This is a genomic window from Maricaulis sp. D1M11 (assembly GCF_047308265.1).
Classification (GTDB): domain Bacteria; phylum Pseudomonadota; class Alphaproteobacteria; order Caulobacterales; family Maricaulaceae; genus Maricaulis.
In genome coordinates this window covers 65,278-85,332 of the sequence record NZ_JBKQWY010000001.1, presented here as the reverse complement: position 1 = coordinate 85,332, position 20,055 = coordinate 65,278, and the positions used below count along the sequence as shown (strand labels likewise).

At 60.0% G+C, this 20,055-nt stretch carries 22 protein-coding genes; 16 read left to right on the top strand and 6 right to left on the bottom strand.

The features are described from left to right. The first annotated feature begins 77 nt into the window (after window positions 1-77). The 4 genes from RMQ97_RS00455 to RMQ97_RS00440 all read left to right on the top strand — a co-directional run bounded on the left by RMQ97_RS00455 (window position 78) and on the right by RMQ97_RS00440 (window position 4,929). Window positions 78-482 (top strand): hypothetical protein, encoded by a 405-nt coding sequence (locus RMQ97_RS00455; RefSeq protein ID WP_413658855.1) that lies wholly within the window; start codon window positions 78-80, stop codon window positions 480-482. Between the two features lie 126 nt (window positions 483-608). Beyond that, window positions 609-1,922 carry an L-dopachrome tautomerase-related protein gene (locus tag RMQ97_RS00450; RefSeq protein WP_413658854.1) on the top strand — a complete coding sequence of 438 codons (1,314 nt, stop codon included), beginning with the start codon at window positions 609-611 and terminating at the stop codon, window positions 1,920-1,922. A 115-nt stretch (window positions 1,923-2,037) separates the two neighbouring features. Continuing rightward, window positions 2,038-2,562, top strand: coding sequence for a CC0125/CC1285 family lipoprotein (locus RMQ97_RS00445; RefSeq protein WP_413658853.1), 525 nt, complete (start codon window positions 2,038-2,040; stop codon window positions 2,560-2,562). A gap of 237 nt (window positions 2,563-2,799) precedes the next feature. Continuing rightward, the gene (locus RMQ97_RS00440) at window positions 2,800-4,929 is read left to right on the top strand and encodes a TonB-dependent receptor (RefSeq protein WP_413658852.1); all 2,130 of its coding nucleotides are present in this window, start codon (window positions 2,800-2,802) and stop codon (window positions 4,927-4,929) included. Between the two features lie 195 nt (window positions 4,930-5,124). Here RMQ97_RS00440 and RMQ97_RS00435 read toward each other — a convergent pair whose 3' ends face one another. Further along, window positions 5,125-5,907, bottom strand: a complete 783-nt coding sequence (locus tag RMQ97_RS00435; protein ID WP_413658851.1) for an SDR family NAD(P)-dependent oxidoreductase — start codon at window positions 5,905-5,907, stop codon at window positions 5,125-5,127. A 188-nt stretch (window positions 5,908-6,095) separates the two neighbouring features. Here RMQ97_RS00435 and RMQ97_RS00430 point away from each other — a divergent pair, with 188 nt between their 5' ends. The 8 genes from RMQ97_RS00430 (at window position 6,096) to RMQ97_RS00395 (ending at window position 12,933) form a co-directional block, all read left to right on the top strand. Then, the gene (locus RMQ97_RS00430; RefSeq protein ID WP_413659563.1) at window positions 6,096-6,962 is read left to right on the top strand and encodes an isoaspartyl peptidase/L-asparaginase family protein; all 867 of its coding nucleotides are present in this window, start codon (window positions 6,096-6,098) and stop codon (window positions 6,960-6,962) included. 30 nt (window positions 6,963-6,992) lie between these two features. Next, a complete protein-coding gene (locus RMQ97_RS00425) occupies window positions 6,993-7,514 on the top strand; it encodes an RNA methyltransferase (protein ID WP_413658850.1) in 522 nt (173 codons plus the stop codon). A 75-nt stretch (window positions 7,515-7,589) separates the two neighbouring features. Further along, the gene (locus RMQ97_RS00420; RefSeq protein ID WP_413658849.1) at window positions 7,590-8,213 is read left to right on the top strand and encodes a hypothetical protein; all 624 of its coding nucleotides are present in this window, start codon (window positions 7,590-7,592) and stop codon (window positions 8,211-8,213) included. Between the two features lie 77 nt (window positions 8,214-8,290). Then, complete coding sequence (locus tag RMQ97_RS00415) at window positions 8,291-8,803, top strand: hypothetical protein (protein ID WP_413658848.1); 513 nt, start codon at window positions 8,291-8,293, stop codon at window positions 8,801-8,803. 86 nt (window positions 8,804-8,889) lie between these two features. Continuing rightward, a complete protein-coding gene (rlmN, locus tag RMQ97_RS00410) occupies window positions 8,890-10,074 on the top strand; it encodes a 23S rRNA (adenine(2503)-C(2))-methyltransferase RlmN (RefSeq protein ID WP_413658847.1) in 1,185 nt (394 codons plus the stop codon). A 43-nt stretch (window positions 10,075-10,117) separates the two neighbouring features. Continuing rightward, window positions 10,118-10,978 (top strand): GNAT family N-acetyltransferase, encoded by an 861-nt coding sequence (locus RMQ97_RS00405; RefSeq protein WP_413658846.1) that lies wholly within the window; start codon window positions 10,118-10,120, stop codon window positions 10,976-10,978. 135 nt (window positions 10,979-11,113) lie between these two features. After that, a complete protein-coding gene (locus RMQ97_RS00400; protein WP_413658845.1) occupies window positions 11,114-11,479 on the top strand; it encodes a hypothetical protein in 366 nt (121 codons plus the stop codon). Continuing rightward, window positions 11,476-12,933 (top strand): methyl-accepting chemotaxis protein, encoded by a 1,458-nt coding sequence (locus RMQ97_RS00395; RefSeq protein ID WP_413658844.1) that lies wholly within the window; start codon window positions 11,476-11,478, stop codon window positions 12,931-12,933. Before RMQ97_RS00400 ends, RMQ97_RS00395 begins: the two co-directional genes overlap by 4 nt. 96 nt (window positions 12,934-13,029) lie before the next feature. On the opposite strand, the gene RMQ97_RS00390 is transcribed toward RMQ97_RS00395, so the two are convergent. After that, window positions 13,030-13,785, bottom strand: a complete 756-nt coding sequence (locus tag RMQ97_RS00390; protein ID WP_413658843.1) for a class I SAM-dependent methyltransferase — start codon at window positions 13,783-13,785, stop codon at window positions 13,030-13,032. A 330-nt stretch (window positions 13,786-14,115) separates the two neighbouring features. Here RMQ97_RS00390 and RMQ97_RS00385 point away from each other — a divergent pair, with 330 nt between their 5' ends. Together RMQ97_RS00385 and RMQ97_RS00380 are read left to right on the top strand one after the other, a co-directional pair. After that, a complete protein-coding gene (locus RMQ97_RS00385; RefSeq protein ID WP_413658842.1) occupies window positions 14,116-14,853 on the top strand; it encodes a creatininase family protein in 738 nt (245 codons plus the stop codon). Window positions 14,854-14,948: 95 nt separating this feature from the next. Continuing rightward, window positions 14,949-15,476 (top strand): hypothetical protein, encoded by a 528-nt coding sequence (locus RMQ97_RS00380; RefSeq protein ID WP_413658841.1) that lies wholly within the window; start codon window positions 14,949-14,951, stop codon window positions 15,474-15,476. Window positions 15,477-15,542: 66 nt separating this feature from the next. Here RMQ97_RS00380 and RMQ97_RS00375 read toward each other — a convergent pair whose 3' ends face one another. Genes RMQ97_RS00375 through tsaD form a run of 4 tightly spaced genes read right to left on the bottom strand, consistent with a single transcriptional unit; the run spans window position 15,543 to window position 18,286 of the window. Then, the gene (locus RMQ97_RS00375; protein ID WP_413658840.1) at window positions 15,543-15,881 is read right to left on the bottom strand and encodes a Rieske (2Fe-2S) protein; all 339 of its coding nucleotides are present in this window, start codon (window positions 15,879-15,881) and stop codon (window positions 15,543-15,545) included. Continuing rightward, complete coding sequence (locus RMQ97_RS00370) at window positions 15,881-16,174, bottom strand: YciI family protein (RefSeq protein WP_413658839.1); 294 nt, start codon at window positions 16,172-16,174, stop codon at window positions 15,881-15,883. Before RMQ97_RS00370 ends, RMQ97_RS00375 begins: the two co-directional genes overlap by 1 nt. A gap of 10 nt (window positions 16,175-16,184) precedes the next feature. Further along, entirely contained in the window at window positions 16,185-17,186 is a 1,002-nt protein-coding gene (locus tag RMQ97_RS00365) for an NAD(P)H-dependent glycerol-3-phosphate dehydrogenase (protein WP_413658838.1), read from the bottom strand. Beyond that, entirely contained in the window at window positions 17,183-18,286 is a 1,104-nt protein-coding gene (gene tsaD / locus RMQ97_RS00360; protein WP_413658837.1) for a tRNA (adenosine(37)-N6)-threonylcarbamoyltransferase complex transferase subunit TsaD, read from the bottom strand. Before tsaD ends, RMQ97_RS00365 begins: the two co-directional genes overlap by 4 nt. A 63-nt stretch (window positions 18,287-18,349) precedes the next feature. Here tsaD and hemC point away from each other — a divergent pair, with 63 nt between their 5' ends. Both hemC and RMQ97_RS00350 read left to right on the top strand, forming a co-directional pair. Continuing rightward, entirely contained in the window at window positions 18,350-19,315 is a 966-nt protein-coding gene (gene hemC, locus RMQ97_RS00355; protein ID WP_413658836.1) for a hydroxymethylbilane synthase, read from the top strand. Then, a complete protein-coding gene (locus tag RMQ97_RS00350; RefSeq protein ID WP_413658835.1) occupies window positions 19,312-20,049 on the top strand; it encodes a uroporphyrinogen-III synthase in 738 nt (245 codons plus the stop codon). Before hemC ends, RMQ97_RS00350 begins: the two co-directional genes overlap by 4 nt. The last annotated feature ends 6 nt before the right edge of the window (window positions 20,050-20,055 follow it).

Below are 20,055 nucleotides of genomic sequence, written 5' to 3'. Positions count from 1 at the left end.
GCATAGTGCTGAAAAACAACTAGGCAATTGCCCTGATTCGCGTAACGCGCGAATTAAGCAACGAGGGAGCGAGTGCTATGATCAATCTTCACCGTCCCGATGGGGAAGCGGTCAGCGTAGCGGCTGATGACGTCATCTGGGCCCGGCCCAGCTTGAGCAATGAGATCTATAACCGTCCCGGACATGATGGTGCCGTGTTGTTTCTGGCGGGTTCCGACAAGCAGATCGTGCTGGAGTCGATCACCGATGTCGGCTCGGCCTTGTCGGGTCAGGATCCCCATTTTATTGCCTTGCAGGGATTGAGCGGACGGACGTTCTGGGTCGATGCGCGCCAGGCCGATGCCCCGCGCCTGCCCAAGCCCTTCGAGATCAGTGACAGTAATCAGGACCCTGTTGCCTGCGTGGTCGATATCGGCGGAGCGGGCCTGAAACTGATCGAACCGATCGAAGATGTGCAGATCAAGCTGACATCTGCCGCCTGAGGCGAATGCCTGACCGGCTTGCACCTGAAAGAGAACATCCGCTTCCCCTTTTGGTGAAATGACCTAGGATGGCCGTAAACTCGCCTTGTTGGGACCTTGGCGGCGGTGCAGGCTTGGGGAATGACAATGAAATCTCTTGTTCGGGGCGTTTTGGCGTCACTGTGTCTGTTCGGTGCATCCGCAGGGTCGGTCCCGGTTTTTGCGCAAGATGAGGCGCGTACGCCGCAGAGCGTCGCAATGGATTTGTTCGGCTTTGCGCGCAGTGCCATGCGGGCCGGTGATTATGAATCGGCCCGGCGCGCACTTGAGGCGACCCTGGCGCTTAAACCAGGTCACCCGGCCGTCTTGAACGGGCTTTTGACCATTGGCGTGCGCGACAATGATATGGAACTCGTGTTCGACACGCTCGACCGCATGGCTGAGGCGGGACTGTATGTAGATCTCTCGACCGGGTTCGACGAAGTGCGCCTGACGGATCCGGAGCGGTTTGATGCCGTTGCGGCTGCCTTGCGCGCCCATCAGCGCCCGGCGGGATCAGCCGAGATCTTCGCTCGGGTCGATTTGCGCGATGAGCTGATCGAATCCGTCGCTGTTGATATTGAAACCGACCGCGCCTTCCTGTCCTCGGTGACGGGACGCCAGATCTGGATGCTGGAGCCTTTTGATCGCGCTTCTCCCATTCTGTTTGCCGATGAGGCGGACGGGCTCGGTTCGGTCTTTGGCATGCGGGTGGATGATCGTAACCGTCTGCTCTGGGTCACGACGGGTGTGGTTGATCAAACACCCCTGCGTGAGGGTGAGACCGCACAAACCGTTGGAACAGCGCTTGTGGCCTTCGACCTGGTCACCGGAGAACTCTATCGTCGCTACACCATCGAGGACGCCGTTCAGATGGCGGATCTCGTTGTGAGAGACGGGATGGTGTTTGTCTCGGACGCCCGATCGCCACGGATCTATGTCCTCGATGAGCTGGGCGGTCAGTTGCGGGTGCTGGCCGAGGATGCGCGCATGGTCAATCCGCAGGGCCTGGCTCTGGCGCGTGCGGCGCTCTATGTGGCGGACTATTCAACCGGTATCTGGCGTGTTGATCTGGGTGATCAAAGTGTCAGTCTTGTCCATGCGCGCGGGCACAGCCTCATTGGTATCGATGGCCTGCTGAACGACCGGGATGGCCGGGTCTATGCGGTGCGCAATGGGGCGCGTCCTCACCAGGTGATGGAATTGGTTCTGGATGATATCGGGCGCCACATTGAGGAGACGCGTGTGGTTTTGCGCGGTCATGCAAGCATGACCGAGGGTACGGAGCCGACGCTGATTGATCTGCATGATGGGCGGGCCTGGCTCCTCGCCAATGCGGCGTGGCCTTTGTTTCCCGCCGACGGATCGGATCCGGAACGGGCTCGTCCTCAAACCGTGGTTCTTGAATGGACATTGGATTAAATTCCCTGACCAGGTGAACACATCAAGGGGATGTGCACTGTGCTTGATCACGGAATGCGCTAGGCTTTGATCTGACCTCATCCTTTTGATGGGCCAAGAGATGGGAGAGTTGATGATGAAATATCGCATTCTGACACTGGCTGCGGCCTCATTCGTGGCGGCGTGTGCCAGTGCCACACCCTATCAGCCGACCCCGGACGGCGGTCGCTGGGGCTATCAGGAAAGCCAGATCGAGAATAATCGCTATCGCGTGTCCTTTCAGGGCAATTCCCTCACGGATCGGGAGACGGTCGAGACCTATCTTCTGTACCGGGCTGCTGAACTGACGGTGTCGGAAGGGTTTGACCACTTCATCCTGGCTACGCGGGCAACCGATACGGAAACCCGTGTGCAAACGATTGGTTCGGACCCGTTTGATCGCTACGGGATCCACTATTCCTTCTATCACCCGCGTTGGGGATGGCGCAGCCGCTACGATCCGGTGTGGCACAATACCCAGTATCGCGAATCCACGCGGTTTGAGGCCAGCGCCGAAGTCTTGTTTGGCCGCGGTCCGAAGCCGGACGACGCAAACGCCTATGATGCTCGTTCGGTGATTGAAAACCTGGGCGATCAGATCGTGCGGCCTGAAGCTCCCTGAGCTTATGCGTCTGTTCAGTGTCATGAACACGGCCCGCACCGTCATGGTGCGGGCTTTTTCGTGTGAGCCCACGGGGCGGTGACGCTGTGTCGCACCCCGCCGAATGCTCAGCGCTCCCGAGGATTCCGGGTCACACCGACTTTGGTAACTGCATCTCGTTCTCACTTCGGGCTTGTGTTTTCCGCCATTCTGGATCATTTGCGCAATTAACAATTATTCGCAAACAAGGTTAGAACAATGCGGAACAAACTGGCGTTGTGCCTGTCGACGGTCCTGGCGTGTGGAGTCGTGACGGGTATGGCCGCGGCCGACAGTGTAGAGGTCGCCCCGACACAAGCAGGTGATGTGATCCACGATGTGATCCGGGTCGAGGGGCGCTTCCTCTCGCTCGATCAGATCAATTCGGTGAAAACCCCAACGCCCATCATCGATGTTCCCCAAAGCCTCTCAATCGTTTCCGCCGACATGATCGAGAACCAGGCGTTCACCAATCTGGGTGATATCCTGCGGTACACCCCGGGTCTGTCGATCAGCCAGGGCGAGGGCCACCGGGATGCGATCAATATCCGCGGCAACCAGACGACCGCCGACTTCTTCCTGAACGGCATTCGCGATGATGTTCAGTATTTCCGTCCGCTCTACAATCTCGAACAGGTGGAAATCCTGCGAGGCTCCAACGCGCTTTTGTTCGGCCGGGGTGGTGGCGGCGGCGTGATCAATCGGGTCACAAAATCCCCGGTGATCGGTGACAGCTTCACGTCCGTTTCGTCCAGCATCGATACATTCGGGGCCTGGCAGGTAACAGCAGACACAAACATCGAGACCGGTGACACGGCCGCGGTGCGCCTCAATGGTTTCTATGAAGAGATCGACAATCACCGCGATTTTTATGATGGGACACGCTACGGGCTTAACCCGACGGCGCGGTTTGATCTCAGCGATGACACGACAGTGGTGCTGTTCTACGAATATCTCAATGATGACCGGACAGTCGATCGCGGCGTGCCGTCCGTTTCGGTGGCCAATGGTCCCGACGTTCCTCTGGAGGGCTATTCCGACACCTTCTTCGGGGATCCGGATGAAAACCTGACCACGCTGGAAGCTCATATCTTCCGGGCCCGGGCGGATCACACATTCTCCAACTCTCTACGAGGCAATGTCACCGTTCAGTTCGCCGACTATGACAAGCTGTATCAAAATCTCTATCCGGCTGGATTTGACAATTCGGTCAATCCGGGACTGCTGACGCTGGACGGTTATCAGGACCGGACAGATCGTCAGAACCTGATCGTTCAGGGCAATTTGATTTCTGAATTTACGATCGGTCCGTTCGCCCATACGCTTCTGGTTGGCGCAGAGTTTGGCAATCAGGACACCGATAATGCGCGGATCGACAATATCTTCGCTGACAGCCAGGACGACCGGATCACGATCGCTCTGAGTGATCCGCTGGTTGTTCCGGAGTTCGATTTCGTGCCGCTGGTTCGTGACCGTTCGTCCGAGGTCAGCTTTACCTCCGTCTACATCCAGGATCAGATCGAGATCGCGGATAATGTCAAACTGATCATCGGCGCCCGTTATGACGAGTTCGACGTGTCGGTGCTGGATCATCTGGCGGTGAATGCCACGGATGATGGTCGCCGCGGTCGCGTGGATGAGGAGATTTCCCCGCGTCTGGGCGTGATCTATAAACCCGCCGAGCACGTCTCCTTCTACGCCAGTTACAGCGAGACTTTCCTGCCCAGCTCGGGTGATCAATTCCTGACCTTGAGCACGACGACGGAAGATCTCGAACCGCAGGTGTTCGAGAACACCGAGATCGGGGCCAAGTGGGATATCTCTTCCGGTCTGAGCTTCACGGCCTCGCTGTTCCAGCTGGAGAGGGGGCAGTTCACGTCGGTGGACCCGGATGATGCCTCGATCGTGACGACCGTTCCCGGCAGCACAACCGAAGGCTTTGAGTTGCAACTGGTCGGCGATGTGACCGATCGCTGGTTCGTTTCGGCCGGTTATTCCTATCTCAATGGTGAGGTTGAAGGCGGATCCAGCGATGGAAACACGACACGCCAGACGCCGGAACACATGATCTCGGTGTGGAACCAGTATCAGGCGACCGAGGCTCTGGCCGTGGCTCTGGGCGTGACCTACCAGGATGAATTCTTTGTGCGTGAGGACAATGCTGTTCTCGTGCCGGATTTCACCCGGGTCGATGCGGCCGTGTACTATGATTTTAGCGAAACGACCGGAATTCAGCTGAACATCGAAAACTTGCTCGATGAAGATTACTTCCCGGCTGCGCACTCCAACGACAATATCTCGACCGGCAAGCCGCTCAATGCGCGCTTGACGCTGCGACATACATTCTAGAGCGCGTTTCAAGGTGTGAAGACAGCAGACGGCGGCCCCGATGGGGTCGCCGTTTTGCATTCAATCGCTGCTTGAAAAGGTATCAAGCACGCAACAAACAAGCGTGACCCACGTACCAAAAAGCCGGCCCTTGAAGGGCCGGCCTTGCGTCGTCTCGATTGTTCGACCGCGGGCGATCAACCCGCAGCGGATCATCTATTTCGGCGGCATGCGGGCACCGGCATCCAGGCGCACACATTCGGCGTTGATGTAGTCGCTATTGACCATGAATGCGACAAGGTCGGCATACTCGGCCGGTGTGCCGAAACGCTGCGGGAATTGCAGGTGGGAGGCTAGGTTCACTTTCACCTCCGGCGGCATCTGTTGGTAGATCGGTGTCTCGAAGAAGCCGGGCAGGATGGTGTTGACGCGAATGCCTTCCTTGGCGAGATCGCGGGCCATCGGCAGGGTCATGCCGTAGATGCCGCCCTTGGAGGCCGAATACGCGACCTGACCAATCTGACCATCCTGGGCAGCGACAGACGCCGTATTGATAATAACACCCCGACCACTCTCGCCATGGGGGTCGAGCGCCATCATACCTGCGGCCGATTTCGCGGCGCACATGAAAGAACCGATCAGATTGATCGAGATGACACGATTGAAGCCATCCATTGTGTGGGCGGAGATGGCACCCGTCGATGAGGACCGGCGAGCGGTTTTTTCGGCCCAGCCCACACCGGCACAATTGACGAGAACGCGTTCCTGGCCATGCGCAGCGCGTGCGGCTTTGAAACCGGCATCCACACTGGCTTCGTCCGCCACATTGACCTGGCAGAACACGCCGCCGATCTCCTGGGCCACTTGTTCGCCGCGTTCGGCATTCATGTCGAAAATGGCGACTTTTGCGCCGTCAGCGGCCAGGCGACGAGCTGTGCCCTCACCCAGACCGGAAGCACCGCCCGTGACAATGGCGGCAATCGAAGCGTCGAGTTTCATGATGTTCTCCCCATCGACCAATTTGTTTGTGTGAACCGACATAACGCGGCTTGCTAGAAAAGGAAACGCGCCCTGTCGCATGAGGCTTCAAGCCCGGCAAATTGGGTGCTATGGGCGTCAGACCGGTCCGGCCATCAAGAGCCTGTTGTCACAAGACCGGAAGTCTCTGGAGGACGAGAATGAGCGAGATGTTTCGTGGCCAGCGTGCCCTGGCGCTACATGGGGGTGCCGGCGTTCTGGCGGATCATGACTATGCTCGGGAACGCGCCAACATGCAGGCACTGGCCGAAATGGGCCGCGACCTGCTTGATGCCGGGGCCAGCGCCCTGGATGTGGTGACCGAGATCGTATCCGGCCTGGAAGCCTGTGGTCTCTATGTGGCGGGCAAGGGCGCCTCACCCAATCGCGCGGGCCGTTATGAACTTGATGCATCCATTATGGAGGGTTCGGGCCAGCAGGCCGGAGCCGTGGCAGCTCTCACAGGGTTTATCAGCCCCATTCAGGCAGCTCGGGCGGTGTTGAAGGAAACACCTCACGTCATGTTGGCGGGTCGCGGTGCAGAGAGTTTTGCGGCCCTCAAGGGTTTGGAACGGGTTGAAAGCGTGAATGATTACTACACGCCTGCTGCCGCTCCGGATGATCGCGAATTCCCGACCGGCACTGTGGGCTGTGTGGCGCTGGACCTGGAGGGGCGTCTGGCGGCGGCCACCTCGACCGGCGGAACGCTGAACAAGATGGAAGGCCGGGTCGGTGATACGCCGATTATTGGCGGAGCGACCTGGGCGGATCAGACCGTGGCGGTCAGCTGTACGGGTCAGGGCGAGTTCTTCATGCGTGTCGCAGCGGCCAAGGACGTATCGGCCCGTATGGCCTATGGAGGTCAGGACCTGCCGAGCGCTGCCCGGGCCACGCTCGACAGTCTGGGGGCGCTGGGCGGCGAAGGCGGCATGCTGGTGCTGGGCGCGGACGGCAGTGTGGCGACCCCGTTCAACTCGCCGGGTATGAAACGGGCTATACTGCATGTCGATGGCTCCATCCGCGTCGAAACGGCTTAAGATGACGCGCAAATCCAGCCAGGAGCGATCATGCGCGGTTATTTTGCCGTCGGGGCGGAAGGCATTTCCAAACCGATGAATCTCGGGGCCATCATGCGCACGGCCCATGCGTTCGGGGCGAGTTTCGCCTTTTCCGTCAATGCCCATCACCGGGTGCGCGATGTCTATAAGGCTGACACCTCGAAATCGGCCGACCACCTGCCCTATTACGAGTGGGAGGATATGGATGCGATGGTGTTGCCGCAAAACTGCCAGCTGGTCGGGATTGAGCTGACCGATGATGCGGTCGATTTGCCCTCCTTCCGTCATCCAACCTGTGCGGCCTATGTTTTTGGCCGTGAGCGCGGATCATTGACCGAAACCATGCAGGCCCAGTGCGCCCATATCGTGAAAATCCCGACCAAATTCTGCGTCAATGTCTCCGTTGCCTGCGCGGTCACCCTGTATGACCGGACTGTCTCAATGGGTGGCTATCCTGAGCGTCCCTTGATGCCCGGTGGACCAAAACTGGGCCCGGAGAGCGATTGGAAAAAATACGGCTCGCATCGCTAGACCATCTTGCCTATAGGCTGGATCAGGTTTCATGACGGTGCCTGAAGGCCCGTCGGGTCTGACCGGGGGGCAGGCATGACACTGACAGGCCGACTGCGCCCGCTCTGGCGGGAGGCTCAACACATCTGGGATCGGGTATTTCATGCTCGGCGCATGACGGGTCTAGCCCTTCGCGCGGCCGAACGTGCGGCGCTGCGTCTTGATGCGGATGCCCTGGTCCATCCCTCAGATCCGCAAACCTGTCTCATCATCCCGCGATCGATAGGTCCGGTGTTTATGCTGTGCTGGCCGGAAGCCTCACCCGAGGAGGTTCAGATCCGGGGATATCGGGTGACGGCTGATTGTCAGCCGGACGAGGATGTTCTGGATGATCCGCACCGCCCTCATCCGCTTGTAGGCGAACGGGGTGAATTGATCGATGGTGTCAAACTGGCCTGGTTTGCGCATTTGTCGGAAGATGGAGCCACCAGCTACACCCTGCGTTACCGGTCCCGTACCCGCCAGTATGTGTGGTCTGTTGGCCGGGTTGGTCGTTATGGACTGAGCTTCTCCGGCCGGATGAGTGCCGACGCGGTGGTGGAGGCTGTGTCGACCCAGCTCGCAGACGATATGAGCCGGTTTGGCGGGCTGGCCCCGGTCTCTCCCGCGCATGCAGCACGCGGTGGCAATGATAACATCTCGGAAACCCCCGACCTCTAGGATTGTGTTAACCACGCCTCAAAACCGCCCCATGGCGGGCGTTTTATCGGTTCGTGAAACCATCCTGGGACTGTGTCATGCGCTCTATTCTGGCTGTCTGCCTTGCCTGTTTCACGCTGTCGGGTCTGTCCGCGGCTCATGCTCAAACCGCGCCGCAATTTCGCGGCGAATATTCAGACTGGCGGGTGTTCACACGTCAGTCTGATGCCGGTCTGATCTGTTATGCTCTCAGCCGTCCGCGCGATAGCGCACCGCGCTCACATGGTCATGGCAATGTCTATTTCTTGGTGTCCAGCTGGCAGTCCGGTGTCGTGGAGGGTCAGCCCAGCCTGCTCGTCGGATATGATCTTCTGCCGACCAGCCCTCCCCGCGTTTCGGTTGGTTCAAGCCGGTATGACATGTTTGTCGACGGCCAGGAGGGCTTCCTCGATGATCTTGAAGACGAGCCGGCGCTTCTGCGGGCCATGCGACGTGGATCGACCATGCGCCTGACGGCCACGGCCACGCAAGACGGTGTGGCCACCTCCTATGAATTCTCCCTGAGTGGGGTCACAGCGGCCTTGCGCCGGGTCGGTGAGCTGTGCGGCTGATCCAGGCCCGCGTATTCGGATTCGGCTTCGCGACAAAAATATGATATGGCCCGCGGCCCTGTGTAAAACCAAAGCTGGACTGCTCCATGGCGCACGCCCTCGATATCACTGCTGCTAATCCGCAAGCCCCGCGCCTCGACGGCACCGAGGCGACTGCGCCCGTGAAACGTTCACTGGCCGGTCTGACGCGTGAGGAATTGCGCCAGGCTGTGATGGAGATCGGTGTCGAGGAACGCAAATCCAAGATGCGCGCCGATCAGCTCTGGCGTTGGATCTATCACTACGGTGTCACCTCGTTCGACGAGATGTCCAACGTATCCAAGGTCCTGCGCGCCCAGCTTGCAGAACGGTTCACCCTTGATCGTCCTCGCATTATTGATCGCCAGGTTTCGGTGGACGGGACTCGCAAATACCTGATCGAGCTCGCGCCGGGCGTGGAGTGTGAGACAGTCTTCATTCCCGATGTCTCCAAGTCAGGGGCCTTGTGTGTGTCGAGCCAGGTGGGCTGCACGCTCAACTGCACCTTCTGTCATACGGGAACCCAGGCCCTCGTGCGCAATCTGACCGCCGCGGAAATCGTGTTGCAGGTGATGGTGGCCCGGGATGATCTGGGCGAATGGCCGACTTCGAATGAAGACCGCAAGCTGACCAATATCGTCTTCATGGGCATGGGCGAGCCGCTCTATAATCTCGACGCGGTCAGCGATGCGATCGACATCATTTCCGACGGAGACGGGATCTCCATCGGTCGTCGCCGCATGACGGTGTCCACTTCCGGCGTGGTGCCCAAGATTGTTGAACTGGGTGAACGCACGGGCGCCATGCTGGCCATCTCGTTGCACGCCACCCATGATCCGCTGCGCGATGAATTGGTCCCGCTGAACAAACGTTATAATATCAAGGCGTTGATGGATGCGATCCGGGCCTATCCCGGGCTCAACAACTCAAAGCGCGTCACCTTTGAATATGTCATGCTGAAAGGCGTGAATGACAGCTTGGCCGAAGCCCGGGCGCTGGTGAAACTGCTCAAGGGCGTGCCGTCCAAGATCAATCTCATCCCGTTCAATCCCTGGCCGGACAGCCCGTATGAATGTTCTGACTGGGATCAGATAGAAGCCTTTGCCGATGTGGTGAATAAGGCCGGTTATGCCAGCCCGATCCGTACACCGCGTGGCCGTGATATCCTCGCTGCCTGCGGTCAGCTCCGCTCGGAAAGCGAAAAGGTGAAGGCCAGCGTGTTGCGCAAGCAGCGTCTGGCGGATGAGGCTTGATCGGGCCCATGGACGCAATGATTTTACCCGTTTAAACAAGGGTATGACCGTTGCTATTCTTTATCGCTGGCGTCTCAAGCCTGGCCGTGAGGGGGATTTCCGTCGCGCCTGGGAAGAGGCAACACGCCTGATCCACCAAACTTGTGCCTCGTATGGCGCCTGTCTTCATGATGGCGAGGACGGCCTTGTGTGGTCCTATGCGCTCTGGCCCAGCGAGGCCCAGCGGCAGGCCTGTTTCTCTGGGCGCGACTGGCTTGAAATCGAGTGTTTTCAGGTCATGCAGAGCGCGATTGCCGAGCGATATGACGAGGTGCGGCTTAAAATATCCTCCGATCTGATCGCGATGCGCGGGCGGGCGCTCGACGTGCCGGTTTTGGAGAGTGAACGCCTGGTTCTACGCCCGCTTCAGATCGAGGACGCGGAAGCTTTGTTCGCCGCCCTGGGTGATCAAGCCAGCATGACCTATTGGTCGCGCCCGGCGCTTGAGAGCCTTGACGAGGTGCGCAGCTATATGCGCTGGAACATCACAGGCGAGGGTGTGCAGACCTTTGCCATAACGCGAAAGGGCGCGATCGAAACGGCCCTGGGTTGGGTTGTCCTGATTGACAACAAGCCGGGCACCGCCGAACTGGGCTATATCCTGGTGCCGGGCGCACGGGGCGAAGGGATCGCACGGGAGGCCTGTCAGCGCGTGATGACCTATGCGACCTCGGCCCGGCAATTGCGGCGGGTGTTTGCCGATATTGATCCCGACAACCAGGCCTCGATCCGTCTTGTGGAGGCGCTAGGCTTTGAGCGGGAAGGGCGGTTCAAGGCGGCCTGGGAGACGCATTTGGGCGTGCGTGACAGTCTGATCTTCGGATTTGTGCCCGAAACATCGCCGGATCCAGACGTCGGGTCATAAAATATGCGGGCCTAATTCACCCGAGCCTGCAGTCTTGTACGCCTTGTCGATCCTTCTGGTGCGGCCAGAAAAGCACTTTGTTAACCGTGTCACTGTTGTTTCGGACCAGGATTATTCTTGGAACGAATAGTGTTTATGGCACGGGATTTCATCTCATGGTTGCCGGCGGGATTGGTGGTTCTCACCATCCTGACCACACCTTTCCTGTCACTCACCGCTCCGGTGGTGGGGGGGCAGGGCGCTGTGGTGTATCCAATGCGCTGGGGCCATGCCGACGTGGTTCGGGCGGCGGCGACAGCTCAAACCGGGCTTCTTCGTTTTGGAGCCCGGCCCAATATCGCCATCGTGCAGATCGACAGCACGGACACGTTGGAGGCCCTGAAACAGTCAGGCGCCTGGCTCGTCCTCCCGCCCGGGGCGTTGGGTGGATGCCTGGCCGGTCGTGAAAACACCTTCCTGATCCAGGATGCAAACATATCAAGTGTGGAGACAAGCCTATGAACCGGCTGGACGCATTGCGGGCACAGGCCCAAACCCTTCTCACCGTCTTTCTCGGGCTGGCGGCACTGGTCTATCCGCTGGCGGCCTGGTGGGTCGCGCCTGACAAACTCTTGCCGGGGACAATCGTGCTGGGACTGGTTGCGGGTCTCAACGCCTTGAGCTGGAAAACTCAGCCCAATACCAATGCGTCGCGCATTACGACGGGCGGTGCCACCATTATTCTTCCGGCTGTTCTGGTCTATCTGCTGAGCGGAACGACCTGGCAGCTCGACATGCATATGGTCTTCTTCGCCTGCCTGTCTGCTACGGCCATGCTGGTGGATTGGCGTGCGATCCTGGCGGCAGCGGTCGTCACGGCAGTGCATCACCTGACTTTGAATTTTGCTTTGCCGTGGATGGTGTTTCCCGATGGCGCCAGTTTCGGGCGTGTGGTCTTCCATGCCGTCGTCGTTGTCGGTCAGTCAGCCGCCCTGCTGTGGTTGACCTTCCATACGGCCCGGTCCCTGGTTGAGGCTGAGGAAAAGACCTCTGAAGCACAAACAGCCCAGGATGCTGCGGCTGAAAGTGCCGAGTCCGAGGCGCATCTTCAGGCCGAGGCTGAAAACCGCCGCGAAGCGATTGCCAAACTGGCCGCCGATTTTGAAACGGCTCTGCGGACGGTCGCGACCGGTGTTGCGGGCGCAGCGTCCCAGGTCGATGGCCTGGCGGCCCAGCTGAGCGGTGACGCCAATGCGACACGGTCCAGCGCTGACGGCGCGTCTCACAAAGCATCCGAGACCAATTCTCACGTTCAGTCTGTGGCGGCTGCGGCTCAGGAAATGTCCGCCTCCATCGCAGAAGTGGCCCGGATCCTCTCGACCTCGGACGAAGTGTCCGAACGGGCCGTTGCCGAGGCAGAGGGTGCAGGCCGGTCCATTGATGATCTCCAGGGTGCTGCTCGTGAGATCGAAGAGATCATGAAACTGGTTGCCGACGTGGCCGAGCAAACCAATCTCCTGGCCCTGAATGCCACCATCGAGGCCGCCCGGGCCGGGGAAGCCGGCAAGGGTTTCGCGGTCGTAGCATCGGAGGTCAAGGCCCTGGCAGAACAGACGGCCCAGGCATCAAACGACATCGCAGGTAAGATCGATTCCATGCGCGGAGCATCGGGCGGGGCTGCGACGGCGCTTGGCCGGATCGCGGAGATCATCGCCGAACTACGATCCTCCTCTGACAGCGTGCGTGATGCCTTCACGGAACAAAGCGCAGCGACACGTGAAATCGCCGAATTGGCTGAACGCGCCGCCAGTGCCACCTCCGATGTGTCGCAAGACATGGGTGAGGTGACAAATGCGGCTTCCAGGGCTAGCGATGCGGCGAGCGAGTTCGCTCAAGCCTCTGCCGAGCTCAATCAGTCTGCAGGTGCGCTTGAAGAGGAACTCAATGCCTTCCGTTCAGCCCTGGATGCAGCCTGATCCGACCTGAAACAGTACAGGGCCAGTGAGCTTGCCTTGTAATTCCGGAAACAGGGCGGTGTCATCGACACTGCCCTTTTTCTTGGTCTACGTGTCTCAGAGTGGTTTCTGGAAGAGATACACAAAACGATCCGTGCGTCGGCGCAGGCTGGGATCAAAAACCGAGAGGACGCGCTGATCGGCCTCATTGGCCAGCATCGCGTTGTTCTCGATGAGTTCGAACCCGGCGGCCGTGACTTCCTCGAGGACGACGCGTGCTTCGATCCGGTGTGTGTCATTCACGAACTGAACACCGGAACCGTCTGGAGCGTGATGGTCGATGACCAGAAACACCCCGCCGGGTTTAAGAGCGTCAAAAATCGCTTGGTTCATCGCGGCGCGGTCCGTGCCATCCCACGCCGTGTCGTGATAGAAGAGGACCATGAAGACGGCATCGAGGGGCACCTCGATATCCTTTGCGAAATACTCGATCGGCTCGACCACATAGGTCATATTGGTTCGGGTCTCGGCAAGCTGCGCCATGGCCATGTTCATGTCTGTGAAGCGCTCAGCGATCCAGGTCGGATTGTGCGACCAGACATGTCCGTTCTCGCCGACAGCGGTCGACAAAACACGGCTGTAATACCCTGATCCTGCCGTCAGGTCGGCAACCGCCCAGCCCGGTTCGACACCGGCGAACAGCAGGACATCTGCGGGATGACGGCTTTCATCCAGAACACGCTCAGATTCCGGCCGGGTCGAATCCTCGATAGCCCGGTCAATCGCGGTCTGTTGGGGCCGCGGATCATTCGGAGTACAGGCGGTAGCAGCCAGTGTGGATATCGCCAGGATGAGTGTGATGTCGAACCGCAAGTCCAGCTCTCCCCCAAGACGTCGCTGTAATCGTCTAATGCCTGTGACAATGACGGGATTTCCAGTCACGACTTCGTGACGCTCGCAGTCTCCGGCTGTGGACACAGTGAATCATAATTTACCAAGCATAAGGAGGTTTGCGCTTAAGTCCCAATCAAAGACTTTCGGGGAGCGGTCCGCAAAGAGACCGTGAGGGATATGCTCAATCTTCTTCTGGTACTGGCCGCGGGCATGGCTGTTACCGCTGCACTCGTCTACCGTCGCGGAAGCAGACGCAGCACACGCTAGCGTTCGGGACGGGTCCGGGCGACAGCGTGCGGAGGATCCGGAATGAAGCTACATCTCTCCAGTTGGCCGGAAGTTGAGGCCTATCTGAAAACCTCCCGCGGAATTGTCATTCCGATCGGCTCGACGGAGCAACACGGTCCAAACGGCCTGATCGGAACCGATGCGCTGTGTCCGGAAATTATTGCGGGTGAAGCGGCCGACGCGGCCGGTTTCCTCGTGGGGCCCACATTCAATGTCGGTATGGCCCAGCATCATCTGGATTTCCCCGGATCGATGACCCTGCGTCCCTCGACCATGATTGCAGCCCTGCAGGACTGGATCACCAGCCTTGTCCGCACCGGCTTTGACCGGATTTACTTCCTCAATGGTCACGGCGGCAACATCACGACACTCAACGCGGCGTTTTGTGAGTTCTACGCAGAGTACTCCCTGCGCGGTGAGGCTTGCCCCGTGCGTTTGACGCAGAATAATTGGTGGCAATTGCCCGGCGTCATGGATGTTTGCAAAAAGCATTTCCCGGTCGGGGAAGGGGGGCATGCCACACCGTCTGAAGTGTCGGTGACCTATTATGCCTATCCTGAGGCGATCAAGTCGGTGGAGATGCATCCGAAAATCGCGCCGAGTGGCCGCTTTGCCGATGCGGCTGATTTTCGGGCAAGCTTCCCGGACGGGCGGTGTGGGTCGGATCCGGCCCAGGCCAGTCCCGAGGCGGGGGCCCGGATTGTCGAGGCGGCCCGGACGGCTCTGGTGCGAGATGTGGCCGCGTTTTTCGCGTCGTAACCGGGTCTGGTTTAACCCAGACACATAAGTTTCATTTCATTCCGGGTGTCAGCTTTGTTAGAGCGCATCCGGTTGTTTATTCGTAGGGGTTCGAAATGAAAGCCTGGTCCATCCTGCCTGCTCTTGCTGTTCTGGTCGCCTGTGCCCCAGCCAGCGAGGATACCGCTGCTGCTCCGGCAGAGAACACCGAGGTTACAGGCCCTTACAGCGAAGATAATCTGGCGTTTTCTGATGCCTGTTTTGCTGAAGACCGATCTGGCCTTCTTGAAGAGGGGCAAACCCTGCTCGAGCGCTCGCCGGATGGCACGGTTCGCATTTCCCATGCGCTGGACGGTGCCCGTGAAGACTATCTCTTCCAGGTTCTGGATCTGAATGAGGACCACCGTCAATTGGTTGAAGGTGCGGCAGCAAACTTCTTCCGCACCGCTGGCGTGGACTACAACGTCACGACGGATGATGTGATCTATCACCGCGAGATGGACGGATCCTTCTGCGCTGTAGTGAAAAATCGGGAGTCCGGCATGGAGGTCGCGACGGCTGCTCGCACCGTTCAGGCCGAGCTCGATGCCAGCGCGCAGGACAACACCGAAACGCCGGACATGCCCGGTGAGCAGCCGGAATAGACCTGTTTCACGGGAAACATTCCGGTCAATCGGGCGCGCAAGAGCGGTTCATGCTCGCTCAGCCGTTCAGGCCGCCCAAATCTCCTGATCCTCAAGCCGGATAGCGATCTCGGTCAACCTGTCGCCGACGGCCGGCCCACCCGCGCACTGTCCATTGACCAGGTCGAAACTCGCTCCGTGCACCGGGCAGAGAATAAACTCACCCTGATGCAGGAAGACCCGGCCGTCCGGCAGGTTCAGCGGGCGTCCGGCATGCGGGCAGACGTTGAGATAGGCGCGGACCTCATCACCCTTGCGCACAAGGATTACCGCGTCCTCCTGCCACTCGGACAGGCATGCTCCGGGATCGTCCAGCTGGTCGAGATGTCCAAGCCGGGTGCCGGATGGTGGCGACAGATCGCTCATCAGCCCAGATCCGGGGCCGTGTGGAACACCCATTTATAGGGGCGGGTCTCGACGCGGTCGAATAACCCTGCCTTGGCATAGGGGTCTTCAGACAGCCAGGTTGAGAGTTCATGGGCATCGTGGGCATCAACGATCAGCAGCGATCCGGCCATCTCCCCGGCGTCATTCATCCAGGGGCCTCCGGCTTTCAGTCGGTCACCGCGTGCCTTGAGCCAATTTATGTGATCGGCCCGATTGGCCATTCTCACATCGAGCGAACCCGGTTTGTCGGTGCAATAGACAAGAAACAACATGGTTTGGGCCTTAATGGGTTTCAAACGTGAAGGGTCGTGAGAGCAGGGCTTCGATCGCGGTATCGACATCGGTATCACCTGCAAGAATATCACGCACGGCTTCGCAGATCGGCATTTCAACGCCGTTTGACCGCGCCAGATCGACCACGGCGGGAGCGCTCGCGACACCCTCGGTCACGGCTTTGCGTGCGCCGAGTATCTCATCCAGGCTTTCCCCCTGCCCCAGGGCCAGACCACAGGACATGTTGCGCGATTGTGGGGAGGAACAGGTCAGCACAAGATCACCCAGACCGCACAGGCCAGCGAGTGTGTCGCGTTTGGCACCAAGCGCCAGGGCCAGACGGGTCATCTCCGCAAACCCGCGTGCGATCAGCGCAGAATGGGCGGACTTGCCAAGTTGACGACCTTCCGCAATCCCGCAGCCGATGGCGAGCACGTTCTTGACGGCGCCGCCAATCTCGGCGCCCACTAGATCATCGCTGAGATAGGGTCGGAAACGATTGGTCCCGAGTGCCTTGAGCAGTGCTTTGCCTGCGACTTCGTCGCGACAGGCGAGTGTCACGGCGGTCGGTAGGCCCTGTGCCGTATCGATAGCAAAGCTTGGACCAGAGAGCACCGCAGGAACCACGCGCGGCAGGGTTTCGTGCAGCACATCGGTCATCATCTGCAGACTGTCACGCTCAATGCCTTTCGAGCACAACACGACGGGCACACCTGCGCGGGCATAGGGCGCAAAACCTTCCATCACGCGACGGGCATGTTGGGCGGGAGCGACCATCAAAATGGCATCGCAATCATCCAGGTCGGAGACGGCGGAGACCGCGTCGATCGCAGGGTCAAGCGGTACGCTGGGCAGATAGGTCCGGTTTTCGCGTGTTTCATTGATCTGCGCGACGACATCGGTCTCGAAGGCCCACAGGGCGACATCACGACCGGCCTTTGCCGCTGTCTGGGCCAGGGCTGTCCCCCAGGCTCCGGCGCCAAGAACGCCGATACGATCATACTGGGTCATGCTTTGGGTCCTTTGCGACCGGAACCAAGAATCGGGGCGTCGAGCGCCCGTTCGGGATCAAGGGGCCAGCGCGCCCGTGCAGGCGCATCCAGCGTATCTGTCTCGCCGCGCGCCAGGTGTTCCGCACCGGCCAGGGCGATCATGGCGGCATTATCCGTACACCATTTCATCGGAGGGGCCACACGTTGAAACCCTTCCTCCCGAGCCGCCTCGTCCAGCAAGGAGCGCACAAGGGCATTGGCCGCCACCCCGCCCGCAACGACAAGGCTGGGCGTGGGCGTGTCAGGGTACCGGTCCTTGAACATGACCATGGCGCGACGCGCCCGGGACGCCAGGCTGGTGGCAATCGCGCGCTGGACAGCGGCCGCGAGGTCGGCCTTGTCTGTCTCGTCGGGAGTGTCGAGCGCCTCAAAAATCTGGCGAGCGGCGGTCTTGAGACCGGCAAAGGAGAAGTCACATCCGGGTCGGCCCTTGAGCGGGGTCGGCATCGGGAAACGATCCGGATCGCCCGCCTGGGCCATACGTTCCAGTGCTGGTCCGCCGGGAAAGCCCAGCCCCATCACCTTGGCGGTCTTGTCAAACGCCTCACCCGCAGCGTCGTCGAGTGTTGATCCAACCCGGTGATAACGACCGAAGGCCTCGGCGATCAGCAATTGGGTATGCCCGCCCGAGACCAGTAAAAGCAGGTAGGGAAAGGCCAGCGGCTCGGCGAGACGAGGCGACAGGGCGTGACCCTCCAGATGATTGACGGCGATGAGCGGACGTCCGGTGCCCAGGGCAAGGCCCTTGGCGGTCATCAGCGCGGCCATCACACCGCCGATCAGACCGGGACCTGATGTCGCAGCAAACCCATCCATATCCGACAGCGCGAGACCGGATTCCTCTAGCGCGTCGCAGATCAAATCATCCATCACATCGATATGGGCCCGGGCGGCGATCTCCGGGACCACACCGCCATACGGGGCATGGTGACTGGCCTGGCCGCGCACTTGGTCGGCGAGCACCTCGATCCGGCCGTCGGGGTAGCGCCGGATAACGGCCGCAGCGGTTTCATCGCAACTCGATTCCAGGCCGAGTACGGTGAGCGGGCGATCTTGCATCGCGGGGGAAGGGGAGGCTAAGTCCATATCCCTTCGATATCCCCAGTCCCGGAAACCTGCAACGTGTCGCTTCCATCTCATCCCCTGCCGATCGCAACTCGTCGTTCACCGCTGGCCATGGCGCAGGCCCTCGATGTGCAGGCGCGCCTCATCGTGGCGTGTGGTGCAGACCGGGCCGAGGGGGAGGCTTTGTTTCCCATTCTCGGGCTGGTGAGCACGGGGGACAAGATCCAGGACAGGACCTTGCTGGAAGCAGGCGGAAAAGGGCTTTTCACCAAGGAGATCGACGAGGCTCAGCTGGAGGGTCGGGCTGGCTTTGCTGTTCACTCCATGAAGGATGTCCCCACTCACCTGCCTGACGGTTTGGTCATCGGGGCGGTTCTTGAGCGCGAAGACCCGGCCGACATGCTGATTTCCAGTCGGAACGAGACACGATTGGCCGATCTTCCGCAGGGTGTGGTGGTTGGGACCGCCAGTTTGCGACGCCAGGCGCAATTGCTGGCCGCGCGACCGGATCTGCGTGTCGTGCCTCTGCGTGGCAATGTGCAGACACGCCTCGCCAAGCTGGATGCAGGCGAGGTGTATGCGACGTTTCTCGCCAAGGCCGGACTGAAGCGATTGGGGCATGAATTGTCCGCTCGGCCCGCTTTGGAGCGGTCGGAAATGCTGCCCGCCGCAGCGCAAGGTGCGATCGGTGTGGCCATCCGGCAGGGGGATGACACGGCTCAAACCCTCCTTGAGGCCCTCAATCACAGTGCGTCTGAAATCGCTATTGAGGCCGAACGGGCCTTCCTGGACAGGCTTGACGGCTCTTGTCGAACGCCGATCGCGGCCAATGTTCATATTGAATCAATGGACTTTAGGGGTGAAGTTTTGACTCCTGACGGTGAGATGACGTGGCGTGAAGACATGCGATTCGATGTGAAAACAGCAAATCTGGCTTCGGCCCGTGAAGCGGGCTTTGAACTGGCGCAACGCATTCGTGACCGCGCCGGAGACGCGCTCAAACCGATTGTCGGACCCGCATGACAGTATTGGTGACACGTGGCTGGCCCGGGGCCGAGCGAACCGCTCAGGGACTGCGTGATCGCGGTGTCGAGCCGATTATCTCCCCGGTCATGGATATCAGTTTCCGGGCCGCCATTGATGTGGATCTCACGGATGTACAGGCCTTGGTGTTCACCAGCGCCAATGGTGTGAGGGCCTGGGGCCCGCGGCGTTTCGAGCGCGATTTGCCCGTTCTGGCCGTGGCGAGTGCGACTGCGGATGCCGCGCGTTCGATCGGTTTCAAATCCGTCACCGCTGCGGGTGGCGATGTCTCATCGCTGGTTCAGCTGATCCGGTCGACACGCGACCCGCAGGCGGGTGATCTACTCCATGTGCGGGGCATTCATGTCGCCGGTGATCTCAAGGGGGACCTGAAGGCGGATGGTTTTCGTGTCCGCGAGGCCATCGGTTATGGCGCGGTGCCGGTCGATATACTGAGCGAGGAAGCGATTGCCGCCATCATCTCCGGTGCACCGGTCCAGGTCGTGATCCATTCTGCACGCAGTGCCAAGACCTTCCTCGATCTTTTACGGCGGTTCGGGCTGGAGAACTGGCTGGGTTCAGTCAGTGTCTATGGCATTAGCGACAGGGCGCTGCGCCCCTTGTCAGGGGCTGGGTTTGGGGGGCTTTATGCGGCGGCTGAACCGGATGAAGACCAGCTTCTGGATCTGGTGACACAGCCTATGCGCTTGGCGCGGGTCCACAACGCGTCCTAAACTGCC